The organism is Novosphingobium sp. PC22D, from assembly GCF_002556635.1.
GTDB lineage: Bacteria > Pseudomonadota > Alphaproteobacteria > Sphingomonadales > Sphingomonadaceae > Novosphingobium.
Map to the genome: position 1 here is coordinate 24,365 of NZ_MWMO01000018.1, position 19,470 is coordinate 43,834.

Below are 19,470 nucleotides of genomic sequence, written 5' to 3' on the forward strand. Positions count from 1 at the left end.
CGCCCCTCGTCCCGACAGACACACCGACGCCTTTCTCATCTTCATTGTCGCGCTGTTCGCACCCTGATTGTCGCGCCGCAGCCAACCCGGCTCAAGCAGGAAGTGGACCCGGCGCATCTGGTTCTTTGCCGCAAGGTCGGCATGATAACTGCGGCCGGTGCCACCGGCATCGGAGAAAACCAGAATCCGCTTTGTCCCGTCCATAAAATCTCGCGTTTCGGCGACATTGGCGCGCGGAGAGCGCGACTGGAGCACCTGGCGTCCATCGCGTCCGACGATCAGGCGGCGGGTACGTCCGGTGACTTCGGCGACCTGATCGACACCGAACCGTTCGATGATCGCATCGAGCGCCGTCGCGATCGGCGGCAAGGCACAGAGCTGCTCGATCATGCGGTCGCGCGCGGCAAGCGCCGAACGACAGAGAACAGGAGCACCATTCTCATCACTCATCGGTTCGGACCGGGCATTGCCATTCTCGTCCGTGAACACCGCCATCAGCCGAACCGGGAAGCTTTTGGTGAGGTAATCGACCACGTATTCGCGAGGGGAGAGATCGATTTCGAGTGCTTCGCGTTCCGCATCGGAGAGATCAGCGAGGCGGCGGTTGAGCATGGCTTCGGCGGTCGAGACGAGTTGCACGACAACCGCGTTGCCGTCCGCAAGTGCCGCGTCGATTGCGGGCAGTAGGCTCGGCAACTTCATCGATAGAAGGAGCTGCGCGAAGAAGCGCTGCTTGGTGCCTTCAAAAACCGAAAGCGCCGCTGATTTGGCACCTGAATTGAGGGTTTCGCCACTATCAGTGTCGACGATCCGGGTTGCCTCGAGTGCCTCGCGCAGGTTGCCATGTATGATTGCCCAAGCGTCTGCATACGCGTCATAAACCGCTACCTGGTCGGGGGTCAGGCAATGCTCGAGAATCTCGTACTCAACTCCGGCGAATGAAAGTGCCCTCGCCGCGTACAGTCCAAGTGACTTCAGATCACGGGCGACCAGTTCCATTGCAGCGATACCGCCATCGCGAATGTCTGCGACGAAGGCTTCGCGATTGGCAAAAGCCGTCTCGGGACCCCACAGCCCAAGACGGGTGGCATAGGCGAGATTATTGACGTCGGATGCCCCGGTCGCCGATGCGTAGAGCACGCGGGCGCGCGGCAGCAGATTCTGGATGCGAACACCGGCAATGCCCTGTTCCGATCCTTTGACCTTACCACGTGAGCCTTCCCCGCCAGCGGCGTTGGCCATCGCATGGGCTTCGTCAAAGACAATGAGCCCGTCGAAGTCCTCCCCTGCCCATTCGAGAATCTGCTCGAGCCGTGTCGCGTCGCTGCGGCCCGAGCGTAGTGTCGGATAAGTCACGAAGAGTATGCCTTCGCGCATCCCGATCGGGACACCGAGCTTCCATTGGCCAAGGGGCTGGACGTCGATGGGAAGGCCTCCGAGCGCGGTCCAGTCGCGGCGGGCATCTTCGAGCAAAGCTTCGTTCTTGGAAATCCAGATGTGGCGCCGTTCGCCCCTCACCCACCGGTCGAGGATGACGGAAGCGACCTGCCGTCCTTTCCCTGCACCAGTTCCGTCACCAAGAAAGTAGCCCATGCGGTAGGCGTGCCCGTCGGGGCTCGCCTTCAAGGCACAGCCCTTGTCGTCGGGCTCAAACCGTCCCGGCAGATCGCGGGCATGCGCGCTTGCGGCATAGATCAGGGTCTCGGCCTGCGCAGCGGATAGGACGCCCCCAGCAATGAGGCGCGACGGAAGCTGAGGCACCACTTCGGGCACGGGTGCGGTTATCGAACCCATCGCAACGGATTCGACCAGGGGGGTCGGATGCGGGACAGCATCTGCAATTGAGATCCGGCTCGGCCGGTAGGGCAAATAATGCCCAACCTGGCTTTCGATCGGCGCAGGTGCTTCGAGCGGAGTAAAATCAAGCGGCAGGATCGACGGCGCCGCAGCGGTTGGATGGACCTTAAGTGGAACAGGTTTCGTCCTGTTCGCAACCAGCCGAAGCGGCAATGCTGGCTTGATGCCGATGCTGGGCTCGGCGGGCAGGCTTACCCGGTCAGGCAGCATATCGATCAGCAGATGAAGCTCGGCAAAGTTTGCCGGCTGGGCGATGATCGGGCTGGTACCATCGTCAGCCTTGTCGAGAACCAAGAGCCGGGTTGCGATAGAGGTGCCCTGCTTGACGAAACCGCGCTCGATCATCGCGTTGAGGCGCAACGAGACGGGACCGGCGATCCCGACAAGAAACTTCGGAAGCTCGAACCATTCGGGCATCACTGCGACCAGGCGGCCACCGGGCAGAAGGCGATTCCAGGCAGAACGCAAGTGCCGATCGCCAGTGCGACTATCGTGGCCCCTTTCGATTCCGTGTGAATAGGGCGGGTTCATCAGCACCACGCTCGGACCCACGTCGGGCTTGAGAAGTTCGTCGATCAGTTCCCCGTCAAATCCCGTGACTGTCGCCTCTGGGAACACGGCGCCCAGGCATTCGCGGCGCAGCGGCGATATCTCGTTGAGAGCGAGACGCGCAGCTGCCTTTGCTGCCCATACGCCCAGCATCCCGGTCCCGGCCGACGGTTCGAGAACCAGTTCAGCGGCAGAAATCGCGCATGCCTTTGCAGCCATCCAGGCCAGACGGGGCGGCGTCGCGAATTGTTGCCACTCGATCTGCTCGTCGCTACGGTTGGACTGGGTCGGGACCAGACCTTCAAGGCGCGTGAAAGCCTCATCGGCAAAGCTGGGTGACATTGCAGGTGAGAATTCGGTCGCCTGCGCCAGAAACAACACCTGCGCCAATTCAAGTGCCGCATGGGCATCGCGTACGGACCAGCGTCCTTCGGCGTCGCTACCGCCGAAGTGATCGGCCATCGTTGCATTCACAGTGAGCCGTGAAATTGCTTGATCTGCAACGAGCCGCGCGGCCAGCGCCCTCGCCGCTGCCAGCACTGGCAGCTCGGCGGGATCGGAGAATGCGAAAGCGGTATTTGCGTGTGACATGAGAGACCTCCTGAAGAGGCCCTGGGTTTGTCCGGGTGTCCGTTCGGATGGATCCGCCCGGGGGCCTCACAAGGCCCCAAGCCCGCTTTCCTCTCACCGACATTCAGACCGCAGCTCGGACTGAGCGCATGAGCACATCATTCCAGTCGTCGCCGGTTAGCTCCGGACGCCTGGTGACAATCAGACGCCCTTCGCAAGCGTAGGCCTCTCGCGCACGCTCTTCAGCAAGGTGCCCGCCCGCATGATTGTCGACAAAGAGATACAGCTGGTGCACCGATTCCGGGATTGTGGCCAAGCCGAAGCGTTCGTTTCCTAGCGTCGCCCAGCAGGGAACCTTGAACATTTGCATCGCTGAGAGGGCCGTTTCGTTTCCCTCTGCGAGGCCAAGGCGTCCGCCATTCGGGTACGCGAAACGCACCGCCCCAGAACCGGGGCTGCCTAACGCACGCCTGGGCTGATCGAAAGAAGCCAAGCTGGTTTTGTCGAGGTCAAGGAAGGAGCGGTGCAGCGCCAGAATTCCGGCATCATTGCGCACGGCTGCCACCATCGCGGGTAGAAACCGGACAGCACCCTTTGGCCCCAGCGGCATGTGCGGGTGGAAACGCAGCTCCGGCGAAGAAATCGTGATGCCTCTGGACACGAGGTACTTCTCGGCGGGGCTGCCAGCGATGGTCGACGCCTCACGCCAGAGCCTCAGCGCATTGCGATTGGCGACTTCCTCGCGCGGTTCGGCCACGATCGGACCACTCGTGCCATCGAACAGATCCGCAATTCTTATTCCGAGCCCGGCCATGGCTTCTATCACCGCCTCGTTCGTGCAGCCGGCAAAGCAATGAACAAGAATTGCGCGCTTTCCGAGTGTGATACTTAGCGAAGGAGTGCGGTCGTCGTGGGCCGGACAGCAGCACATTCCGCGCGAACGCGACCAGGCACCGCCCAGCTGCTCGACTATCTTGCGCGCGCGGGTTTCCAGTTGCAGACCTTGGAATTGGGATGATCGGTGTTGGTGCATGGGGGCATCTCCATCGTAACGTGCCTCCACCCGCGCAGCCTCCGCTCTGCGTCGCTGACGTTTCATTTTCCTACATCATATGTTCTATATATGTTCTTTCCCGATTCGACCACCAAAGGATTTGGGAATGAGACTGAAATGGGCAGTAGTTGCAGGGGCAACGACAGGATTTGGGTCCGTCCTCCCCGCTCACGCGCAGGAGATGGAGCCCCCTCAGATGACCGTTGCCTCGGAGTTGACGACCGATGGCTTCCGCGTTGCAGAAGGGACTGATGGCTTCCTTCTCGTCGAACATGGCATTTGGAGAAAGCCTCCAACGGCCTCGTCCGAGCCGCTGGCTACCGATGCGGGTCGAACCTATCTGCCCTATCGATATCCAAAGCCCCAAAGCAGCGCGCCATCGGGCTTCCGTCGGGCAAGCTACCTTCCTCATGTTTACGCTGCTGAGGCTCAATACTCGCTACCAAGCGGCCTTCTCGACGCTCTTGTATGGACGGAATCACGATATAATCCGATGGCCATCAGCAAGGCCGGGGCCGCAGGCTTGGGGCAATTGATGCCAGGGACAGCGCGGGACCTTGGCGTTTCAAATCGCTTCGATCCCAAGGCGAACATCTTGGGTGCGGCCCGATACCTACGCCAGATGCTGGACAAGTTCGGGGTGGTTCATCTGGCCCTCGCTGCCTACAATGCAGGTCCAGGTGCCGTCGAGCGCGCAGGCGGTATTCCTCGCAATGGCGAGACACCGGCCTATGTGCGTGAAGTGCTGCGCCATTGGCGTTTTTGAACGGGGGGGTGTTGTGAGCGCGGATCGAAGACGCGTCTCGGGAGTTTTGAGCCGTGGTAGACGCGGGTTGTTCCTGACCACGACAGACGACGTCGTCTGGATCATCGAGAGCGAAGAACCCAAATGCGAATTCGTCGGATCAGCGGTGATTGTCGAGGGGGTTGTCGCAGGTCGAGATCGTTTGCGCGCAGACTGGATTGGACCGGTCTGATCGAAGCCATAGTTATCAGGCTGCGCGCTTCCCTGCCTTCTTGATGTCGATGACCTTCCCGCCGCTCAGATAGTCAGCCCAGTCCTGCATCATCCGGCGCCGAGGAGCCAGGTATTCAGCGGCATTGTAAGCTCCACGCACGTCGTTTTTCTCCGAATGCGCGAGCTGTAGTTCGACCCAATCCTCATGGTATTTCCTGATCCACATGGGCGGCTTGCCGAACTCGACCAACTGCTCATTGGCCCAGGTGCTCGCCAAGCCCCGGAAGCCGTGTACGGTTTGGCGACTGTGGTATCCGAGGCGATAGAGCGCGTAGATCATTGTGTTCTCTGAAAGCGGCATGTTTGGGCCATTACCCGGGAAGAGAAACTCGCCAGGCGCTGCTGCTATCATAGATTTCGCGATGTGCGTTGCCTGCTGCGAGAGGGGCACCAAATGCTCTCGTCCCATCTTCATTCGCTCGGCCGGTATGCGCCAGACAGGTGATTTGCCGCCGAGGTCTTCGAACTCGGATTTGGCGGCGAAGCGGAGCTCCTTCGTTCGAACCCAAGTCAGGAGCGCAAAGAGAACTGCGTCACGGGTGATTGAGGACCGCCGTTCGCCCTCTTCCTGGTAGGCATGCAGCTTCTCGATGAATGCGGGCAATTCGCTGAGCGGCAGACGGCTCATATGCTTCACTCGTGGTCGCGGCTTTAGCGCCCCACGCAGATGTGTCGTCGGATCATTCGAGGCCAGGCCACACGCGATTGCGAACTGGAAGACTTGCCCCACCCCTTGCTTCGCACGCCGGCTGATATCGAGCGCGCCTCTTGCTTCGATTTTGCGTATCATTGCCAGGACGTCGGGCGCCGTGATTTCATGAACGAGTTTCTCGCCGATGGCTGGAAACACGTCCCTTTCCATGCGCGACCAGACGCGTTCGGCGTGCGCGGCATTCAACGCGCTCTTTCGATTTTCATGCCAGCGCTTTGCGACATCAAAGAAAGTGGCACCCTCCTGCGAGATCACTTCCCCCTTGGATTTCATTGGATCCTTGCCCTCGGCTAGCAACGCCTTTGCGGCTGTGCGCTTGGCACGCGCTGCAGCTATCCCGAGGTCTGGGTAAGCGCCGAACGAGAGCAACTTCTCCTTGCCTGCGAAGCGGTACTTCATCCGCCACAACTTTGATCCGTTCGGCTGGACGAACAGGAATAGGCCCTCCCCGTCGGCCAGCTTGTAGGCGCGATCACTTGGCTTGGAATTTCGGGCCTGAGTCTCCGTGAGAGGCATTGGGGGTATCGCTCCTTTCCGACACTCCGCGAAAATACCCCCAAAATACCCCCACACCAAATCTGGCTGCATGTGGAAGACCATGGGCGCATGCGGACGCGAATCACCCGCAAACCTCTGCTTTTCTTTCGATTTTTGGAAAAATGCGGAAGCTAGTGGAAGCTTCCGGATCAAGGAATGGTAGCGGAGGAGGGACTTGAACCCCCGACACGCGGATTATGATTCCGCTGCTCTAACCAGCTGAGCTACTCCGCCACACATCGTCGGGCCCCGGCCTTTCGGCGGGGCAGGCGGCGTCCTTTAGGGCCGGGGCCAGACGTGGTCAACCTCCTATCGCGCCCCTTTCAGCCGCGAAACGGGAAGTCGCGGATGTAGCGCCAGAGCCCGTCCTCGTAGGCGTAGAGCTCGAATCCGCGAAAGCGGAAACGCTTGTGATCGAGCCGGGGGCCGAGCTCGGCCTGAAGCGCCTTGGCGGCCGCGCTCGTGACCTTGTTCTGGATCGTGACGTGAAGGCGCAGCGGCTGTGCGTCCTGCCGGGTCATCAAGCCGTGCATCCGCTCCGCGATCTCGGCATGCAGCGCGACCATGCCCGGCGATTCGACCGCGAGCGCGGTGCCGCCGCCGAGCTTCATCAGCCCGGTGACGTGCGCATCGGGCGGCGGTGCGGCGGCCAGCGTGCCGAGCAGTTCGCGCAGTTCCGGCTCTATGCCCGGCGGCAGCGCGTGAAACAGCGTGACATGCGCGCGCAGCTTGTTGCGCTCGGGCGGGAAATGCGCGCGCCGCAAAGCGTCCGCCCAGGCGAAGACATCGCCCGGCATCTGCGCACAGACGAGCAGCGGCGCGCCCTGGGAGGTGCCGGGCGGCGGGCTCATGCCCCCTCTCCTCGTTCCGCGCGCTCGATTGCCAACCGAGCGGGTCCATGGCACCCGTATCGCGGGGCGCGTCTTTGGGGGAACATCGTCATGCGCACTTTTTGGATCGTCGCCATCGTCCTGCTCTTGTGGAACCTCATGGGGGACGCCGCCTACCTCATGCAAGCGGGCGCGGATCTCGACGCGCTCGCCGAAAGCGATCCCGTCACCGCCGAGGCTTTCGCCGCAATGCCGGCCTGGGCCTGGTCGGCCTATGCCGTGGCGGTCTGGGTGGGCACCGCCGCCGCGCTGGCGCTGCTCGCGCGCCGCAAGGTTGCCGCCGTGCTTTTCGCGGTCTCGCTCGCGGGCGTTGTTGTGCAGTTCGGGTGGAGCTTCCTGGGCTACGGCCTGATCGCGAAGAAGGGGGCCTCGACGGTCGTCTTCCCGCTGGTAATCGCCACCGTCGGCGCCTTTTCGGTCTGGTACGCCAGCAGGAAGGCGGCGGACGGCACCTTGCGCTAGGCGCTAGAGTTCGCCCCGCTTGCGACGAATCGCGAACCACTTTTCCACGTTGCGGTTGTGCTCTTCGAGCGTGTTCGCGAAAGCATGGCCGCCGGTTCCATCGGCGACCATGTAGAGCGCCTCGGTCTTGGCCGGATTGAGCACCGCCGCCAGCGACTGCTTGCCCGGGTTGGTGATCGGGTGCTTGGGCAGGCCGACCATCGTGTAGGTGTTGTAGTCGTTGACCGCCTGGATCTCGGACTGGCGGATGCGGCGGCCGAGCGGCTTGCCCTTGGTTATCGGATAGATGATCGTCGGATCGGCCTGGAGCAGCATGCCCTTCTTGAGCCGGTTCGAATAGAGCCCGGCCACCATGCGACGCTCAGCCGGCTTGGCGGTCTCCTTTTCGACGATAGAGGCCAGCACGACCGCCTCGGCCTTGGTCGAAACGGCGATGGTCTTGGCGCGCTTGGCCCACAGTTCGTCGAGCGTGCGGGTCATCGCCGCCTGCATGCGGCGCAGCAGGTCGGCGCGCGGCTCGCTGCGTTCGAAATCATAGGTGCCGGGAAGGACCGAGCCCTCTTCGGGCACGACGACCTCGCCAGTAAGCTGCGGCTGCGCCATGAGCCGTTCGTGGACCATGATCGAGGGCATGCCCTCGGGCACGGTGACGAAGCGGCGGATCACGTCGTCGCTCTGGATGATCGAGAGCACTTGCCGCGCGCTGGCGTGTGCGGGAATGAGGAATTCGCCGGCCTTGATCGGCGCGCCGCCGCCGAACAGGCGTGCGCGAATCTGGAAGCCGCGCGCCGATACGATCACGTCTTCGTCCTCGAGCTTTTCCGAGACGGCCCCAAGGCTCGCCCCGGACGGGACGATGAACGAGGCATCCTTCTCGAGCGGCCCGGAGCCGAACCAGCCCCTCAGGAAGACGCCGAGCGCGACCGCCATGGCCAGCGCCAGGAGCGCGGCCAGCAGGCAGCCGCGCCGCATCGACATCAGTCGATCTTTCGCATGACCAGGCTGGCGTTGGTGCCGCCGAAGCCGAAGCTGTTGTTCAGCACCGCGCGCACCTCGCGCTTGCGTGCCACGTGCGGCACGAGATCGACGCCGTCGGTGCCTTCGTCCGGATTATCGAGATTGAGCGTGGGCGGCACGATCTGATCGCGCATCGCCAGGATGCAGAAGATCGATTCCACCGCGCCGGCGCCGCCCAGCAGGTGGCCGATGGCCGACTTGGTCGAACTCATCGAGACCTTGGCCATGGCATCACCGAACAGGCGGCGCACCGCGCCCAGCTCGATCGTATCGGCCATCGTCGAAGTGCCGTGGGCATTGATGTAGTCGATGTCGGCCGGCGTGAGCCCGGCCTTTCTGAGCGCCGCGCTCATCGAACGGAAGGCGCCGTCCATCTCGGGATCAGGCGCGGTGACGTGATAGGCATCGCCCGAGAGGCCGTAGCCGACGACTTCGGCGTAGATCTTCGCGCCGCGCGCCTTGGCATGCTCGTATTCCTCGACCACGACGACTCCCGCGCCTTCGCCCATGACGAAGCCGTCGCGGTCCTTGTCGTAGGGACGGCTCGCCTGCTCGGGGCGGTCGTTGAAGCTCGAGTTGAGCGCGCGCGCCTGCGCGAAGCCGGCAATGCCGATCGGGCAAATGGTGCTTTCGGACCCGCCCGCGAGCATGATGTCGGCATCGTCGTCGCGAATCATGCGCGCGGCGTCGCCGATCGAATGCGCGCCGGTCGAGCAGGCGGTGACGACCGCGTGATTGGGCCCCTTGAGCCCGTACTTGATCGAAACCTGGCCGGAGATGAGGTTGATCAGCCGGCCATGGACGAAGTGCGGGCTCACGCGGCCCGGGCCGCGCTCGGCGAGCACGAGGGACTCGCTCTCGATCCCCGGAAGGCCGCCGATACCCGAACCGATCGAGCAGCCCGCGCGCAGTCTGGTTTGCTCGTCCATGTCGAGCAGCCCGGCATCCTCGAGCGCTTGGCCCGCGGCATCGATGCCATAGACGATGAAGGGATCGACCTGGCGCTGGATCTTGGGATCGACGCGCTTGTTCGGATCGAAGCCGTATTCGTGATCGGCCGGCTTCACCTCGCAGGCGATCCGGCATTTCTGGTCCGAAGCGTCGAACTTCGTGATCGGACCCGCACCGCTCTTGCTGGCGAGGATGTTCGCCCAGCTCGTCTCCACATCACCGCCGAGCGGTGTGACGAGTCCCAGGCCGGTTACGACGACGCGACGCATTGCTATCTCCAGAAACGCGACAGGCCCGAGCCTCCCCCGAGGCCGAGCCCGCCAAATTCTTGCCGCTATCCCAGCGAAAAACCGCGAGGCCTCCCGCCGCGGGGAAAAGCGGCAAAGCCGGGCTCGTTAGCCCTTGTTCTCTTCGATGTACTTGATCGCGTCGGAGACGGTGCTGATCTTTTCAGCCGCGTCATCGGGGATCTCGACGCCGAATTCTTCTTCGAAAGCCATGACCAGTTCGACGATGTCGAGGCTGTCCGCACCCAGATCATCGATGAAGCTTGCGTCTTCGGTGACTTTCTCGGCTTCCACGCCCAGGTGTTCCACCACGATCTTCTTAACCCGATCGGCGGTATCGCTCATGTATTGGCCCCTTCTCAATGGGAGGATGAAATCTTGCCAGTCGCCCTAATGCGGGGGAAGGGCCGTTGCAAGTCCGCTGCGCAAGATTGGCCCGGCCCGTCGAGCCCGATTACAGCGCGAAAGTAATCGCTCCGCTTTCTTCGATCGCCCAGGCGGGGTTCCAGGCGATCTCCCAGGCATGCCCGTCGGGATCGGCGACATAGCCGCGATAGCCGCCGTGCGGGGGCGCGTCGGCGGCGCGCAGCAGCGTCGCACCCGCGGCCAGAAGCCGCGAGATCGCGGCGTCGACAGCCTCCCGGCTCGCGACGTTGTGCGCCAGCGCGATCGAGCCGGGCGCCGCGGCGGGGCGCAGCATGTCCTCGGCGAGCTGGGCCTTGTCCCAGATGCCGAACACGAGGCCGTTCATCTGGTAGAAGGCGAGATCGTCCATCTCGAACACCGGCGCCCAGCCGAAGCCTTCGGCGTAGAATCGCTTGGCGCGCGCCGGATCGGCCACGCCCAGGGTGACGAGCGAAATCTGCTGCATGAGAGACTTGTCCATGGGGTACACTCCATTGCCTGCCGGATCGACTGCCGATCCGGTTCCAAGGCCATGGGGCTGACCCGAAGGCCGCCTGGAACCGCGCTGCCCTCCAACACTACGAAGGCTGCACGGCGACCGACTCAACCAGAGCCGGCCTACCCATTTCTGACGCCCAGAAATATACGCTTCGGCCGCCCGCGAGACAAGCGAGACCTTGCCTCGCGGGCCTCCGCCGTTTCCGGTTGCGCGCGCCTACCCCGCGTCGGGCGCGACCACCTTGGCGGGGTTGGCCGCCGCCTCGGGCTTGGCCTGCTCGATCACGCGCAAGTGCAGTTCGCGAAGCTGCTTCGCCTCCGCCGGGCTCGGCGCGCCCATCAGCAGGTCCTCGGCGCGCTGGTTCATCGGGAACAGCGTGATCTCGCGCAGGTTCTGCACGCCGCACAGCAGCATGACCATACGATCGACGCCGGCGGCCATGCCCCCGTGCGGCGGGGCGCCATACTGGAACGCGCGGTACATGCCGCCGAAGCGCTCCTCGACATCGGCCTGCGAGAGCCCGACCTTCTCGAACGCGGCGACCATCAGGTCAGGGTGCTGGTTACGGATCGAGCCCGAGGCCAGTTCGTAGCCGTTGCAGACCATATCGTACTGATAGGCCTTGATCGTGAGCGGCTCTTCGTTCTGAAGCGCCTCCAGCCCGCCCTGCGGCATCGAAAAGGGGTTGTGCGCGAAGTCGAGCTTCTTGTTTTCCTCGTCCCACTCGAAGAACGGGAAGTCGACGATCCAGCAGAAGCGGAACGCGTCCTTCTCGATCAGGTCGAGCTGTTCGCCCACGCGGGAGCGCGCCGCACCCGCCAGCTTGGCGGCCTGCTCTTCCTTGCCCGCCGCGAAGAACGCACCGTCGTCCGGACCGAGACCGAGCGCGTCGAACAGCGCCGCCATCTTCTCGGGACCGTGATTCTTGGCGATCGGACCGCCGAATTCGCCGCCCTTGCGCGTCGCGTAGCCAAGCCCCGCATGGCCTTCGGAGCGCGCCCACTCGTTCATCTCGTCGAAGAACTTGCGGCTCTTGTCCGCCGTGTTGGGCGCCGGGATCAGGCGCACGACACCGCCGGTGCCGACGATCTTGTCGAACAGGCCGAAGCCCGATCCCTTGAACGCCTCGGTCACGTCGCGGATCACGATCGGGTTCCTGAGGTCAGGCTTGTCGGTGCCGTAGTCGAGCATCGCCTTGGCATAGGGGATGCGCGGAAACTCGCCCGCGGGCGTGACCGAGCGGCCCTCCGCGAAGGTTTCGAAGATGCCGGCCATGACCGGCTCCATCGTCTCCCAGACTTCTTCCTGGGTGACGAAGCTCATCTCCAGGTCGAGCTGGTAGAACTCGCCCGGCAGGCGGTCGGCGCGCGGGTCTTCGTCGCGGAAGCACGGCGCGATCTGGAAGTAGCGGTCGAAACCCGCGACCATCAGGAGCTGCTTGTACTGTTGCGGCGCCTGCGGCAGCGCGAAGAACTTGCCCGGGTGGATGCGGCTCGGCACCAGGAAGTCGCGCGCGCCCTCCGGCGAGGATGCGGTGAGGATCGGGGTCGAGAACTCGGTGAAGCCGATGTCCTCCATGCGGCGGCGCGTCTCGCGGATGATCTGCGTGCGCTTCATGATGTTGGCGTGGAGCGTCTCGCGGCGCAGGTCGAGGAAGCGATAGCGCAGGCGGATGTCCTCGGGGTACTCCTGCTCGCCCGCGACCGGCATCGGCAGTTCCTCGGCGCGGCCGAGCACGGTGGCCGAGCGCGCGAAAACCTCGATCTCGCCGGTGGCGAGGTTCGGATTGACGGTCGCCGCGTCGCGCGCCTTCACCTCGCCGTCGATCGTGACGACGCTTTCGACGCGCAGCGTCTCGAACAGCGCGAGCGCCGGGCTGTCGCTGTCCGCGACGATCTGGGTCATGCCGTAGTGGTCGCGCAAGTCGACGAAGAGCACGCCGCCATGGTCGCGCTTGCGGTGAACCCAGCCGGAAAGGCGGACGGTCTGCCCGACGTCGGCACCCGTCAGGGCGCCACAGGTGTGCGAACGGTAGGGATGAGTCATGAGCTTCGGCTTTTCACGATGGAGCTGAACGGCAAGCCGAGCCCCCTAGTCGACTGGCAAGCGGATTTCCAGTCCAAGCGCCACCACCCCGAGTATCGGGCACCGGCGGGGCCATGTAAGGTCCTATAAACCATTGCGAGATAGTTCTGCTCAACCAAGATGCTGCGATGGGTAGGACATGCTTGCGGAAGTCACGATCGGAGAGCTCGGCGAACGCGAATTCCTGCGCGAGATCGAGATGCTTCTGCGTGACGACGAGGTCGATCGCGCCCTTTCCCACCTCGCCGGGCTGCTCGCGCCCTATTGCGGAGCGGACGGCCCCCTGCCGGCCTCCTTCCTCGAAGCGCGCGCATCCGACGTCACGATCGAGGGCTGGAGCAGCCTGAAGGATCGCATGCGCGAACTCGATCGCGACAGCTATCCGATTACCGCAATCGGCATCGAGATCGCCGACCCCGCCGCGATCGGCATGAGCCCCGACGAGCAAGGGCGCCTCGATCCCTTCGTCGAGACCTGTTTCTACACCGACAGCGCCTTCCCCTTCTCGGAATGCGACAGGGACGCCTTGATGGAGGGGTATTCCTCCTACGGCGCCGAATGGCAGGGCTCGGCCGACGCCTGCGACGAGACGCTCGCGGTTCGCGGCATTCACGCGCTTTACGGTGCGGTCGTCGATCTCGGCGCGCGAGTCGCGGACCCGGCAATCCCGACGAGCGAAGCCGACGCGCAGGCCTATGCGATCGGCGCCGCCTACGTCGCCGCGCTGATCCACGCGGGCGTCAGGGAAACGATCCGCCGCGAGGACATGTGCCGCCCGCTCGCCGTGTTCGTGGCGGGCGTCGACAGCTATCCCGGCTTCGACGCGCCGGTCGCCACCGCGCTCGACATCGTGACCGCGAGCGTGCCGCCGGTCGCGGACGTCGCCCCCCCGCCCACGCCCACATCGGCGGACTCGGCGGACTGGGCGGACTCGGCGGATATCGATGCGATTGAAGCGGAGTTGCCTCCTCCCGCCGAGCCAGATCTGCCGCCGCCAACCGAACCGCTCGATCCCGATGCGAAAATCGCGCCGGCCGGACCCGACCGTGAACCAGCAGTCGATTCGGACGAAACCGGTGGCGCCGAGCCGCCGCTCCCAGCAGCCGAGAGCGGCGAAATCGCAAAAGCGCCTGCCGAAACCGCGCCGGACCAGGCCTTGCCCGAAGGCTTCCTGCAACTGAGCGACTCGGACGAGGCTGCGGACGACGACGACGAGGAAGACGAAGACGAATACGGCTTCGCGGCGCAGCCCGAGGAGATCGATTTCGGCGCCATCGACTGGGGTGACCCGCCTCCGCAGTCACACGCTGCAGAAACCGGCAGGCCTGCGGACGACTTTGAAAATTCCGAGCAGGATCAAGCGTCAAGCGCGCAGTACACGTCGTGGCAGGATGAGCTGCGCGAGCTCAGGCAGGACGATGCCCCCGCCTCGGACGAACCGGCCGAGCTGATCGAGGATGGCGAGGACAGCGAAGACGATCTCGCCTGGCACCTGCCTCCGCCGGGCATCCATGTGACCGGCAAGCAGTTGCGCCACAAGCTCGTGACTGCCGAGTCCATCGCCCAGACGCAGGACGTCGAAAAGGAAAGCCTGATCCAACGGCTTTTCGGCCGCTTCCTAACGCGAAGTTGAATCGGCCTCGCGTTAGGCGTAACGCGCCTGACACATGAAGATTCATCCGCTGATAACAAGCACCGATGACCTGGCCTCGTTGTGTGGGCGTCTCGCGAAATCGGACTTCGTCGCCGTCGACACCGAATTCATGCGAGAGAACACTTACTGGCCCGAGCTGTGCCTGGTGCAGATCGCGAACACCGAAGAGGCCGCCGCCGTCGATCCGATGGCCAGCGGGATCGACCTCAGCCCGCTGCTCGACTTGCTGACCGGCAACGAAGAGGTGCTCAAGGTCTTCCATGCCGGCGGGCAGGACGTCGAGATCATCTACAACCTGACGGGCCGCACGCCGCATCCGATCTTCGACACTCAGATCGCGATGATGGCGATCAGCCAGTCGGAGCAGATCGGCTATTCGAACCTGGTCGAATCGTGGCTCGGCCTGACCATCGACAAGGGCGCGCGCTTCACCGACTGGTCGCGCCGGCCATTGACCGACCGCCAGATCGAGTATGCCATCGGCGACGTCACCCACTTGTCGAAGATCTTCCCCAAGATCCTCAAGCGGCTGATGAAGACCGGCCGCGGCGAGTGGCTCGACCAGGAGATGGAAAAGCTCGCCGATCCGGAGAACTACCGCAACGATCCCTCGCAGGCCTGGCGCCGGATCAAGGCATCGGGACGCAACGCGGCGATGCTGGGCCGGCTCAAGGCCATCGCCCACTGGCGCGAGATGGAAGCGCAGGACAAGAACATCCCGCGCGGCCGCATCGCCCGCGACGAGACGCTGGCGGACCTCGCCAATCACCCGCCGAAGAAGCAGGCCGATCTCGCCAAGGTCCGCGGGCTCTCGCAGGGCTGGAAGGACAACGAGATCGGCAAGCGGCTCATGGCGACGCTGGAAGCGGCAAAGCCGCTGTCCGACAACGAGATGCCGCCGCGCGCGCCGCGCGGCGCGCCGCTCGGCAAGGAAGGCGCGCTTGTCGCCGACCTGCTCAAGCTGCTGCTCAAGATCCGCGCCCGCGAGATCGACGCCGCCGCCCGGCTGCTCGCGCGCAGCGACGACCTCGAGCTTCTGGCCGCGGGCGTGCGCAAGGACCTGCCCGTTCTGCAAGGCTGGCGCTACGACGTCTTCGGCCACGACGCACTCGATCTCGTCGAAGGCAAGCTCGCCTTCGCGGTCGAGAACGGCAAGCTCAAGATGACGCACGTCGACGACGCGGGCGCCGGCGGCTAGCCCCGGCGCATGACGGTCTACCAGCCTACGCTCAAGCAATTGCAATACCTCGTCGCGTTGCACGAGCACGAGCATTTCGGGCGCGCGGCCGAGGCCTGCTTCGTGTCGCAATCGACCCTCTCGGCCGGCCTGCGCGATCTCGAGGCGCTGCTCGGCGTCGTGCTGGTGGAACGCACCAAGCGCGCGGTGCGCTTCACCCCGCTGGGCAACGCGGTGGTCGAGAAGGCGCACCGCATCCTGCGCGAGACCGAGGAGCTTTCCGACCTCGTCCAGTCGAGCGGCAAGCCGCTCTCCGGTGAAGTGCGGATGAGCGTGATCCCCACGATCGCGCCGTTTCTGCTGCCGCGCATGTTGCCCCGGCTGCGGCGCGAGCGGCCCAACCTCAAGCTCTTCCTGCGCGAGGAGCCGAGCGCGGCGGCGATCGAATCGCTCCATCACGGCCGCGCCGACTGCGTGCTGCTCGCCCTGCCCTACGCCACCGGCGAGGTCGAGAAGGAGACGATCGAGCTCGACGCGTTCTTCGTCGCCTTTCCCAAGGACGACCCGCGCGATCCGCCCGCCGAGGTCCAGCCCGAAGTGATCGACGAGACGCGGCTGCTGCTGCTCGAGGACGGGCACTGCCTCAAGGACCACGCGCTGGCGGCCTGCAACCGGCCCGAGCTGCGCGCCAGCGCGACGATGATCGGCACAAGCCTGCATACGCTGGTGCAGATGGTCGACAATGGCCTGGGACTGACGATGCTGCCCGAGATGGCGCTCGACGCCGGTATTCTCACCGGCACGAACGTGGTCGCACGGCCGCTGGTCTCCGAAAACGCCAATCGCGAGATCGCGCTCGTCTGGCGCAAGAATTCGCCGCGCGCGGACGAATTCCGGATGCTGGCCGACGAGCTGCGCGCCGGCTGAGCTTTCAGCAGCCTCCGGCCGGCGAACGCGCGCGCGAGCCCGCCCGCTCGAGCCCGAGCGCCGCGAGGAAGACGGCCAGTCCCGCAAGCGAGAGCGCCGTGCCGATCCAGCCGCTGGCGGTGAAGCCGTAGCCCGCCGCGATCGCGAGCCCGGCGAGCCAGGGCCCGAGCGCGTTGGCAAGGTTGAAGGCACTGTGATGCGCGGCGGCGGCAAGCGCCTGGGCATCGCCGGCGACATCCATCAGCCGCGTCTGCAGCACCGGGCCGAGTCCGCCCGCGCAGCCGATCAGCAGCATGTCGAGAGTGAGCGTCCAGACGTTGCACGCCATGACCGGGAACAGCGCCAGCGACACCGCCCCCCAGACGAAGACCGCGATCGCCGTGCGCTCAAGTGCGCGGTCGGCCGCCTTGCCCGCGGCGAGGTTGCCCACCGTCATGCCCACGCCGAACACGCCGAGCACGAGCGGCACGTAGGCTTCGGAAACGCCGGTCACCTCGATCAGGGTCGAAGCGACGTAAGTGTAGACCGCGAAGAGGCCGCCGAAGCCGATCGCGCCCGAAAGCAGCGTGAGCAGAACCTGCGGATTGCGCAGCGCCCCCAGTTCGCGCAGCGGGCTCGCGTGCCTCGAGGGGCGGTCATGCGGCGCCGCGATCGCCACGAGCGTCATCGTCGCCACCGCGAGCACCGAGACGGTGAGGAAGCCCGCGCGCCAGCCCAGGAGCTGGCCGAGCGCATTGGCCGCCGGAACGCCGATGATCGTCGCGATCGTGAGCCCGAGAAACATGCGGCTGATCGCCTGCGCGCGCTGATCAAGCGGGACCATCGATGCCACGACCAGCGAGGCGATGCCGAAATAGGCGCCGTGCGGCAGGCCGCTGATGAAGCGGTAGACCAGCAGGCCCTGATAGTTGCCCGCGATCCCGGAGAGGCCGTTGCCGACGGCGAACAGGGCCATCAGGCTGATCAGCAGGGTGCGGCGCGAGAGGCGCGCCGCAAGCACCGCGATGACCGGCGCGCCGACCACGACGCCAAGCGCATAGGCGCTGATCACGTGCCCCGCCACGGGCTCGGAGATACCGAGATCGGCCGCGAAGAACGGCAGGAGGCTCATCGCCGCGAACTCGGTCGTGCCGATCGCGAAGGCGCCCACCGACAAGGCGAAGATGATGAGCCCGGGGCTCCGTCGGGCGATCGGCGATGACAAGAAACAACCCTTCACGCTGCGTTGCGACAAAGCGATGCGAGCGCAGATGGGCGCGAAGCCGCGCGAATACCAGCCCTGCCGCACTCCGGTTTATCGCAGTTGCACAACGAAATCTGCCGCCGCTAGCCGGCCTCGGACCCGCGTTCGGTATAGTCGATCCGAATCCGCACCCAAGCCCCGATCTGCGGCTTGGCGTTCACTTTTGGCGGAACCACGCGGAACTGCCAGGCCGCCTCCTGCACCGCGCGGCCGAAGCCCGATCCGCGCGGCGATTCGCCGAGGATCTGGCAGTCCTCGACCCGGTAGTCCTCGATCGTGCGGCAGGCGATCAGGCCCCAACCCGTGCGCGCTCCGTTGCGCGGCATGTAGGTCGCGAGCTGGGCGTGGGTGGGCTTGCGATACCAGTCGGCGTTGTAGAGACGGACACCGCCCGGCCCCTCGCCGGGCCCCTGCATGGCAAGACCACTGCCGTCCGAACCCGCCCCCCCGCCGGTATCGGGCGGGCCCTGCATCTTGCTGATGTCCGCTGCGGCGAACTGCTTGCGGTCCATTTTGATGAAGCCGGGGATCGAATCGAGCCCTTCCTCGCGCACTTCGGTCTTGTCGCTGAGCCTTGGGGCCTTCGGCAGCTTGGGCGGCTCGGCCTCTTTCTGCACGACCTTGGGCCGCTTGGCCTCGGGCTTCTTTTGCTCTGCCTTGGGTGCGGCGGCCGATTCGCTGTCGCTGGTCGAGAAGGTCGTCAGGTTCGGCAGCCGCTTGGCGATGGGAGCATGCGCCTGGAAGAGAAGCGCGAGCAGCGCCAGCAGCGCCATGACGCCGAGCGAGAGCACGATCGAGACCGCGCGTTGGCGCGGTGAGCCTGGCCGGTAGCCGGACCCTGACAACGTCTCAGCGCGAATCATGAGGCCCGTTTACGTCCGTTAGGCCCAGGGCGGCAATCGAGACATTGTCGCATCGTCCGCAAGACGGCTCAGTCCATGTGCTTGAGCCCGACGCGCAGATAGTCCCAGCCGGTGATCAGGGTCAGCGCCGCGGCCCCCCAAAGCGTGGTGAGGCCGATCGTATGCGGAACGTTGACCAGGATCTCGTCGACCGGGACGTTCCACCAGGGCATCGCGCGGCCGAGGATCAGCGCCCCCAGCGAGATCATCTGGAAGGCCGTCTTCCACTTGGCGAGCTTGGAAACGGGCACGGAAACCTGCAGCGGCCCGAGGAATTCCCGCAGCCCCGAAACCGCGATCTCGCGGATCAGGATGACGAGCCCGGCAACGACATGCGCGTCCCCCACGTATGGCCCGCGCAGCACGCCCTGCGCCGTCAGGACGAGGATCACGGCCGCGACCATGATCTTGTCCGCGATCGGATCGAGAAAGACACCCAGCTTGGATACGGTGCCGCTCGAGCGCGCGAGATAGCCGTCGAAGTAGTCGGTGATGCCCATCGAGCAGTAGAGCGCGAAGGCGAGTCCGTAACCGAACTCCCAGTCGGGCCACCACAGGAGGAAGGCCAGCAAGGGCACCGCGAATATCCGCGACAGGGTGAGCAGATTGGGCAGGGTCAGCATGTCGAAGGGCCCCATTGCCCTCTTTTCGCGACGGAATAAAGTCGCGCTCGG

17 protein-coding genes, 1 tRNA gene and 1 pseudogene are annotated in these 19,470 nt (G+C 64.8%); 6 read left to right on the forward strand and 13 right to left on the reverse strand.

The window, feature by feature from the left end; all coding sequences use genetic code 11:
• Positions 1-81: 81 nt before the first annotated feature.
• Positions 82-2,997 (reverse strand): annotated as a pseudogene (locus B2G71_RS20120) (strawberry notch-like NTP hydrolase domain-containing protein); the annotation flags it as partial.
• A 103-nt stretch (positions 2,998-3,100) separates the two neighbouring features.
• Positions 3,101-4,009, reverse strand: a complete 909-nt coding sequence (locus B2G71_RS20125) for a toprim domain-containing protein (protein WP_098108514.1) — start codon at positions 4,007-4,009, stop codon at positions 3,101-3,103.
• A 217-nt stretch (positions 4,010-4,226) separates the two neighbouring features.
• Between B2G71_RS20125 and B2G71_RS20130 the strand changes: the two genes are divergently transcribed.
• Together B2G71_RS20130 and B2G71_RS24610 are read left to right on the forward strand one after the other, a co-directional pair.
• A complete protein-coding gene (locus B2G71_RS20130; protein WP_234716088.1) occupies positions 4,227-4,796 on the forward strand; it encodes a lytic transglycosylase domain-containing protein in 570 nt (189 codons plus the stop codon).
• Positions 4,762-5,007 carry a DUF5818 domain-containing protein gene (locus B2G71_RS24610; protein WP_234716087.1) on the forward strand — a complete coding sequence of 82 codons (246 nt, stop codon included), beginning with the start codon at positions 4,762-4,764 and terminating at the stop codon, positions 5,005-5,007. The genes B2G71_RS20130 and B2G71_RS24610 overlap by 35 nt, the downstream gene beginning before the upstream one ends.
• Before the next feature lie 15 nt (positions 5,008-5,022).
• Here B2G71_RS24610 and B2G71_RS20135 read toward each other — a convergent pair whose 3' ends face one another.
• The 3 genes from B2G71_RS20135 to B2G71_RS20145 form a co-directional block, all read right to left on the reverse strand.
• The gene (locus B2G71_RS20135; protein ID WP_054733036.1) at positions 5,023-6,276 is read right to left on the reverse strand and encodes an integrase arm-type DNA-binding domain-containing protein; all 1,254 of its coding nucleotides are present in this window, start codon (positions 6,274-6,276) and stop codon (positions 5,023-5,025) included.
• A gap of 178 nt (positions 6,277-6,454) precedes the next feature.
• Positions 6,455-6,531: transfer RNA gene (locus B2G71_RS20140), tRNA-Met, on the reverse strand.
• Between the two features lie 89 nt (positions 6,532-6,620).
• Positions 6,621-7,148: a 2'-5' RNA ligase family protein gene (locus tag B2G71_RS20145; RefSeq protein ID WP_098108463.1), complete on the reverse strand. Its 528-nt coding sequence runs from the start codon at positions 7,146-7,148 to the stop codon at positions 6,621-6,623.
• Positions 7,149-7,238: 90 nt separating this feature from the next.
• Here B2G71_RS20145 and B2G71_RS20150 point away from each other — a divergent pair, with 90 nt between their 5' ends.
• Positions 7,239-7,649 (forward strand): sugar transporter, encoded by a 411-nt coding sequence (locus B2G71_RS20150; protein WP_098108464.1) that lies wholly within the window; start codon positions 7,239-7,241, stop codon positions 7,647-7,649.
• A gap of 3 nt (positions 7,650-7,652) precedes the next feature.
• Here the strand turns inward: B2G71_RS20150 and mltG are convergent, their stop codons facing one another.
• From mltG to aspS, 5 genes are all read right to left on the reverse strand, one after another.
• Positions 7,653-8,627, reverse strand: coding sequence for an endolytic transglycosylase MltG (gene mltG / locus B2G71_RS20155; RefSeq protein ID WP_098108465.1), 975 nt, complete (start codon positions 8,625-8,627; stop codon positions 7,653-7,655).
• On the reverse strand, positions 8,627-9,886 hold the full coding sequence (gene fabF / locus B2G71_RS20160) for a beta-ketoacyl-ACP synthase II (RefSeq protein ID WP_098108466.1): 1,260 nt from the start codon (positions 9,884-9,886) through the stop codon (positions 8,627-8,629). Before fabF ends, mltG begins: the two co-directional genes overlap by 1 nt.
• A 126-nt stretch (positions 9,887-10,012) precedes the next feature.
• Positions 10,013-10,249, reverse strand: coding sequence for an acyl carrier protein (locus B2G71_RS20165; RefSeq protein WP_007679564.1), 237 nt, complete (start codon positions 10,247-10,249; stop codon positions 10,013-10,015).
• Between the two features lie 109 nt (positions 10,250-10,358).
• Positions 10,359-10,790 (reverse strand): VOC family protein, encoded by a 432-nt coding sequence (locus tag B2G71_RS20170; protein WP_098108467.1) that lies wholly within the window; start codon positions 10,788-10,790, stop codon positions 10,359-10,361.
• Between the two features lie 234 nt (positions 10,791-11,024).
• Complete coding sequence (gene aspS, locus B2G71_RS20175; RefSeq protein ID WP_098108468.1) at positions 11,025-12,854, reverse strand: aspartate--tRNA ligase; 1,830 nt, start codon at positions 12,852-12,854, stop codon at positions 11,025-11,027.
• A gap of 178 nt (positions 12,855-13,032) precedes the next feature.
• On the opposite strand from aspS, the gene B2G71_RS20180 reads away from it, so the two are divergent.
• From B2G71_RS20180 to B2G71_RS20190, 3 genes are read left to right on the forward strand one after another with little or no spacing between them, the layout of a single operon-like run.
• Entirely contained in the window at positions 13,033-14,526 is a 1,494-nt protein-coding gene (locus tag B2G71_RS20180) for a hypothetical protein (RefSeq protein WP_098108469.1), read from the forward strand.
• A gap of 34 nt (positions 14,527-14,560) precedes the next feature.
• On the forward strand, positions 14,561-15,745 hold the full coding sequence (gene rnd / locus B2G71_RS20185) for a ribonuclease D (protein WP_098108470.1): 1,185 nt from the start codon (positions 14,561-14,563) through the stop codon (positions 15,743-15,745).
• Positions 15,746-15,754: 9 nt separating this feature from the next.
• Positions 15,755-16,651 (forward strand): hydrogen peroxide-inducible genes activator, encoded by an 897-nt coding sequence (locus B2G71_RS20190; protein ID WP_098108471.1) that lies wholly within the window; start codon positions 15,755-15,757, stop codon positions 16,649-16,651.
• Between the two features lie 4 nt (positions 16,652-16,655).
• On the opposite strand, the gene B2G71_RS20195 is transcribed toward B2G71_RS20190, so the two are convergent.
• The 3 genes from B2G71_RS20195 to pgsA form a co-directional block, all read right to left on the reverse strand.
• Positions 16,656-17,855, reverse strand: a complete 1,200-nt coding sequence (locus B2G71_RS20195; protein WP_240530252.1) for an MFS transporter — start codon at positions 17,853-17,855, stop codon at positions 16,656-16,658.
• Positions 17,856-17,977: 122 nt separating this feature from the next.
• Positions 17,978-18,757: an energy transducer TonB gene (locus tag B2G71_RS20200; protein WP_240530253.1), complete on the reverse strand. Its 780-nt coding sequence runs from the start codon at positions 18,755-18,757 to the stop codon at positions 17,978-17,980.
• Positions 18,758-18,825: 68 nt separating this feature from the next.
• The gene (pgsA, locus tag B2G71_RS20205; RefSeq protein ID WP_098108516.1) at positions 18,826-19,419 is read right to left on the reverse strand and encodes a CDP-diacylglycerol--glycerol-3-phosphate 3-phosphatidyltransferase; all 594 of its coding nucleotides are present in this window, start codon (positions 19,417-19,419) and stop codon (positions 18,826-18,828) included.
• Between the last annotated feature and the right edge of the window lie 51 nt (positions 19,420-19,470).

Bases quoted from the DNA above. Each gene is read 5' to 3' on its own strand.
- B2G71_RS20190 (WP_098108471.1), top strand. From the start codon at position 15,755: ATGACGGTCTACCAGCCTACGCTCAAGCAATTGCAATACCTCGTCGCG.
- B2G71_RS20180 (WP_098108469.1), top strand. From the start codon at position 13,033: ATGCTTGCGGAAGTCACGATCGGAGAGCTCGGCGAACGCGAATTCCTG.
- B2G71_RS20135 (WP_054733036.1), bottom strand. From the start codon at position 6,276: ATGCCTCTCACGGAGACTCAGGCCCGAAATTCCAAGCCAAGTGATCGC.
- B2G71_RS20170 (WP_098108467.1), bottom strand. From the start codon at position 10,790: ATGGACAAGTCTCTCATGCAGCAGATTTCGCTCGTCACCCTGGGCGTG.
- B2G71_RS20130 (WP_234716088.1), top strand. From the start codon at position 4,227: ATGACCGTTGCCTCGGAGTTGACGACCGATGGCTTCCGCGTTGCAGAA.
- B2G71_RS20125 (WP_098108514.1), bottom strand. From the start codon at position 4,009: ATGCACCAACACCGATCATCCCAATTCCAAGGTCTGCAACTGGAAACC.
- B2G71_RS20145 (WP_098108463.1), bottom strand. From the start codon at position 7,148: ATGAGCCCGCCGCCCGGCACCTCCCAGGGCGCGCCGCTGCTCGTCTGT.
- B2G71_RS20165 (WP_007679564.1), bottom strand. From the start codon at position 10,249: ATGAGCGATACCGCCGATCGGGTTAAGAAGATCGTGGTGGAACACCTG.
- rnd (WP_098108470.1), top strand. From the start codon at position 14,561: ATGAAGATTCATCCGCTGATAACAAGCACCGATGACCTGGCCTCGTTG.
- pgsA (WP_098108516.1), bottom strand. From the start codon at position 19,419: ATGCTGACCCTGCCCAATCTGCTCACCCTGTCGCGGATATTCGCGGTG.
- B2G71_RS24610 (WP_234716087.1), top strand. From the start codon at position 4,762: ATGTGCGTGAAGTGCTGCGCCATTGGCGTTTTTGAACGGGGGGGTGTT.
- B2G71_RS20200 (WP_240530253.1), bottom strand. From the start codon at position 18,757: ATGATTCGCGCTGAGACGTTGTCAGGGTCCGGCTACCGGCCAGGCTCA.
- aspS (WP_098108468.1), bottom strand. From the start codon at position 12,854: ATGACTCATCCCTACCGTTCGCACACCTGTGGCGCCCTGACGGGTGCC.
- fabF (WP_098108466.1), bottom strand. From the start codon at position 9,886: ATGCGTCGCGTCGTCGTAACCGGCCTGGGACTCGTCACACCGCTCGGC.
- mltG (WP_098108465.1), bottom strand. From the start codon at position 8,627: ATGTCGATGCGGCGCGGCTGCCTGCTGGCCGCGCTCCTGGCGCTGGCC.
- B2G71_RS20150 (WP_098108464.1), top strand. From the start codon at position 7,239: ATGCGCACTTTTTGGATCGTCGCCATCGTCCTGCTCTTGTGGAACCTC.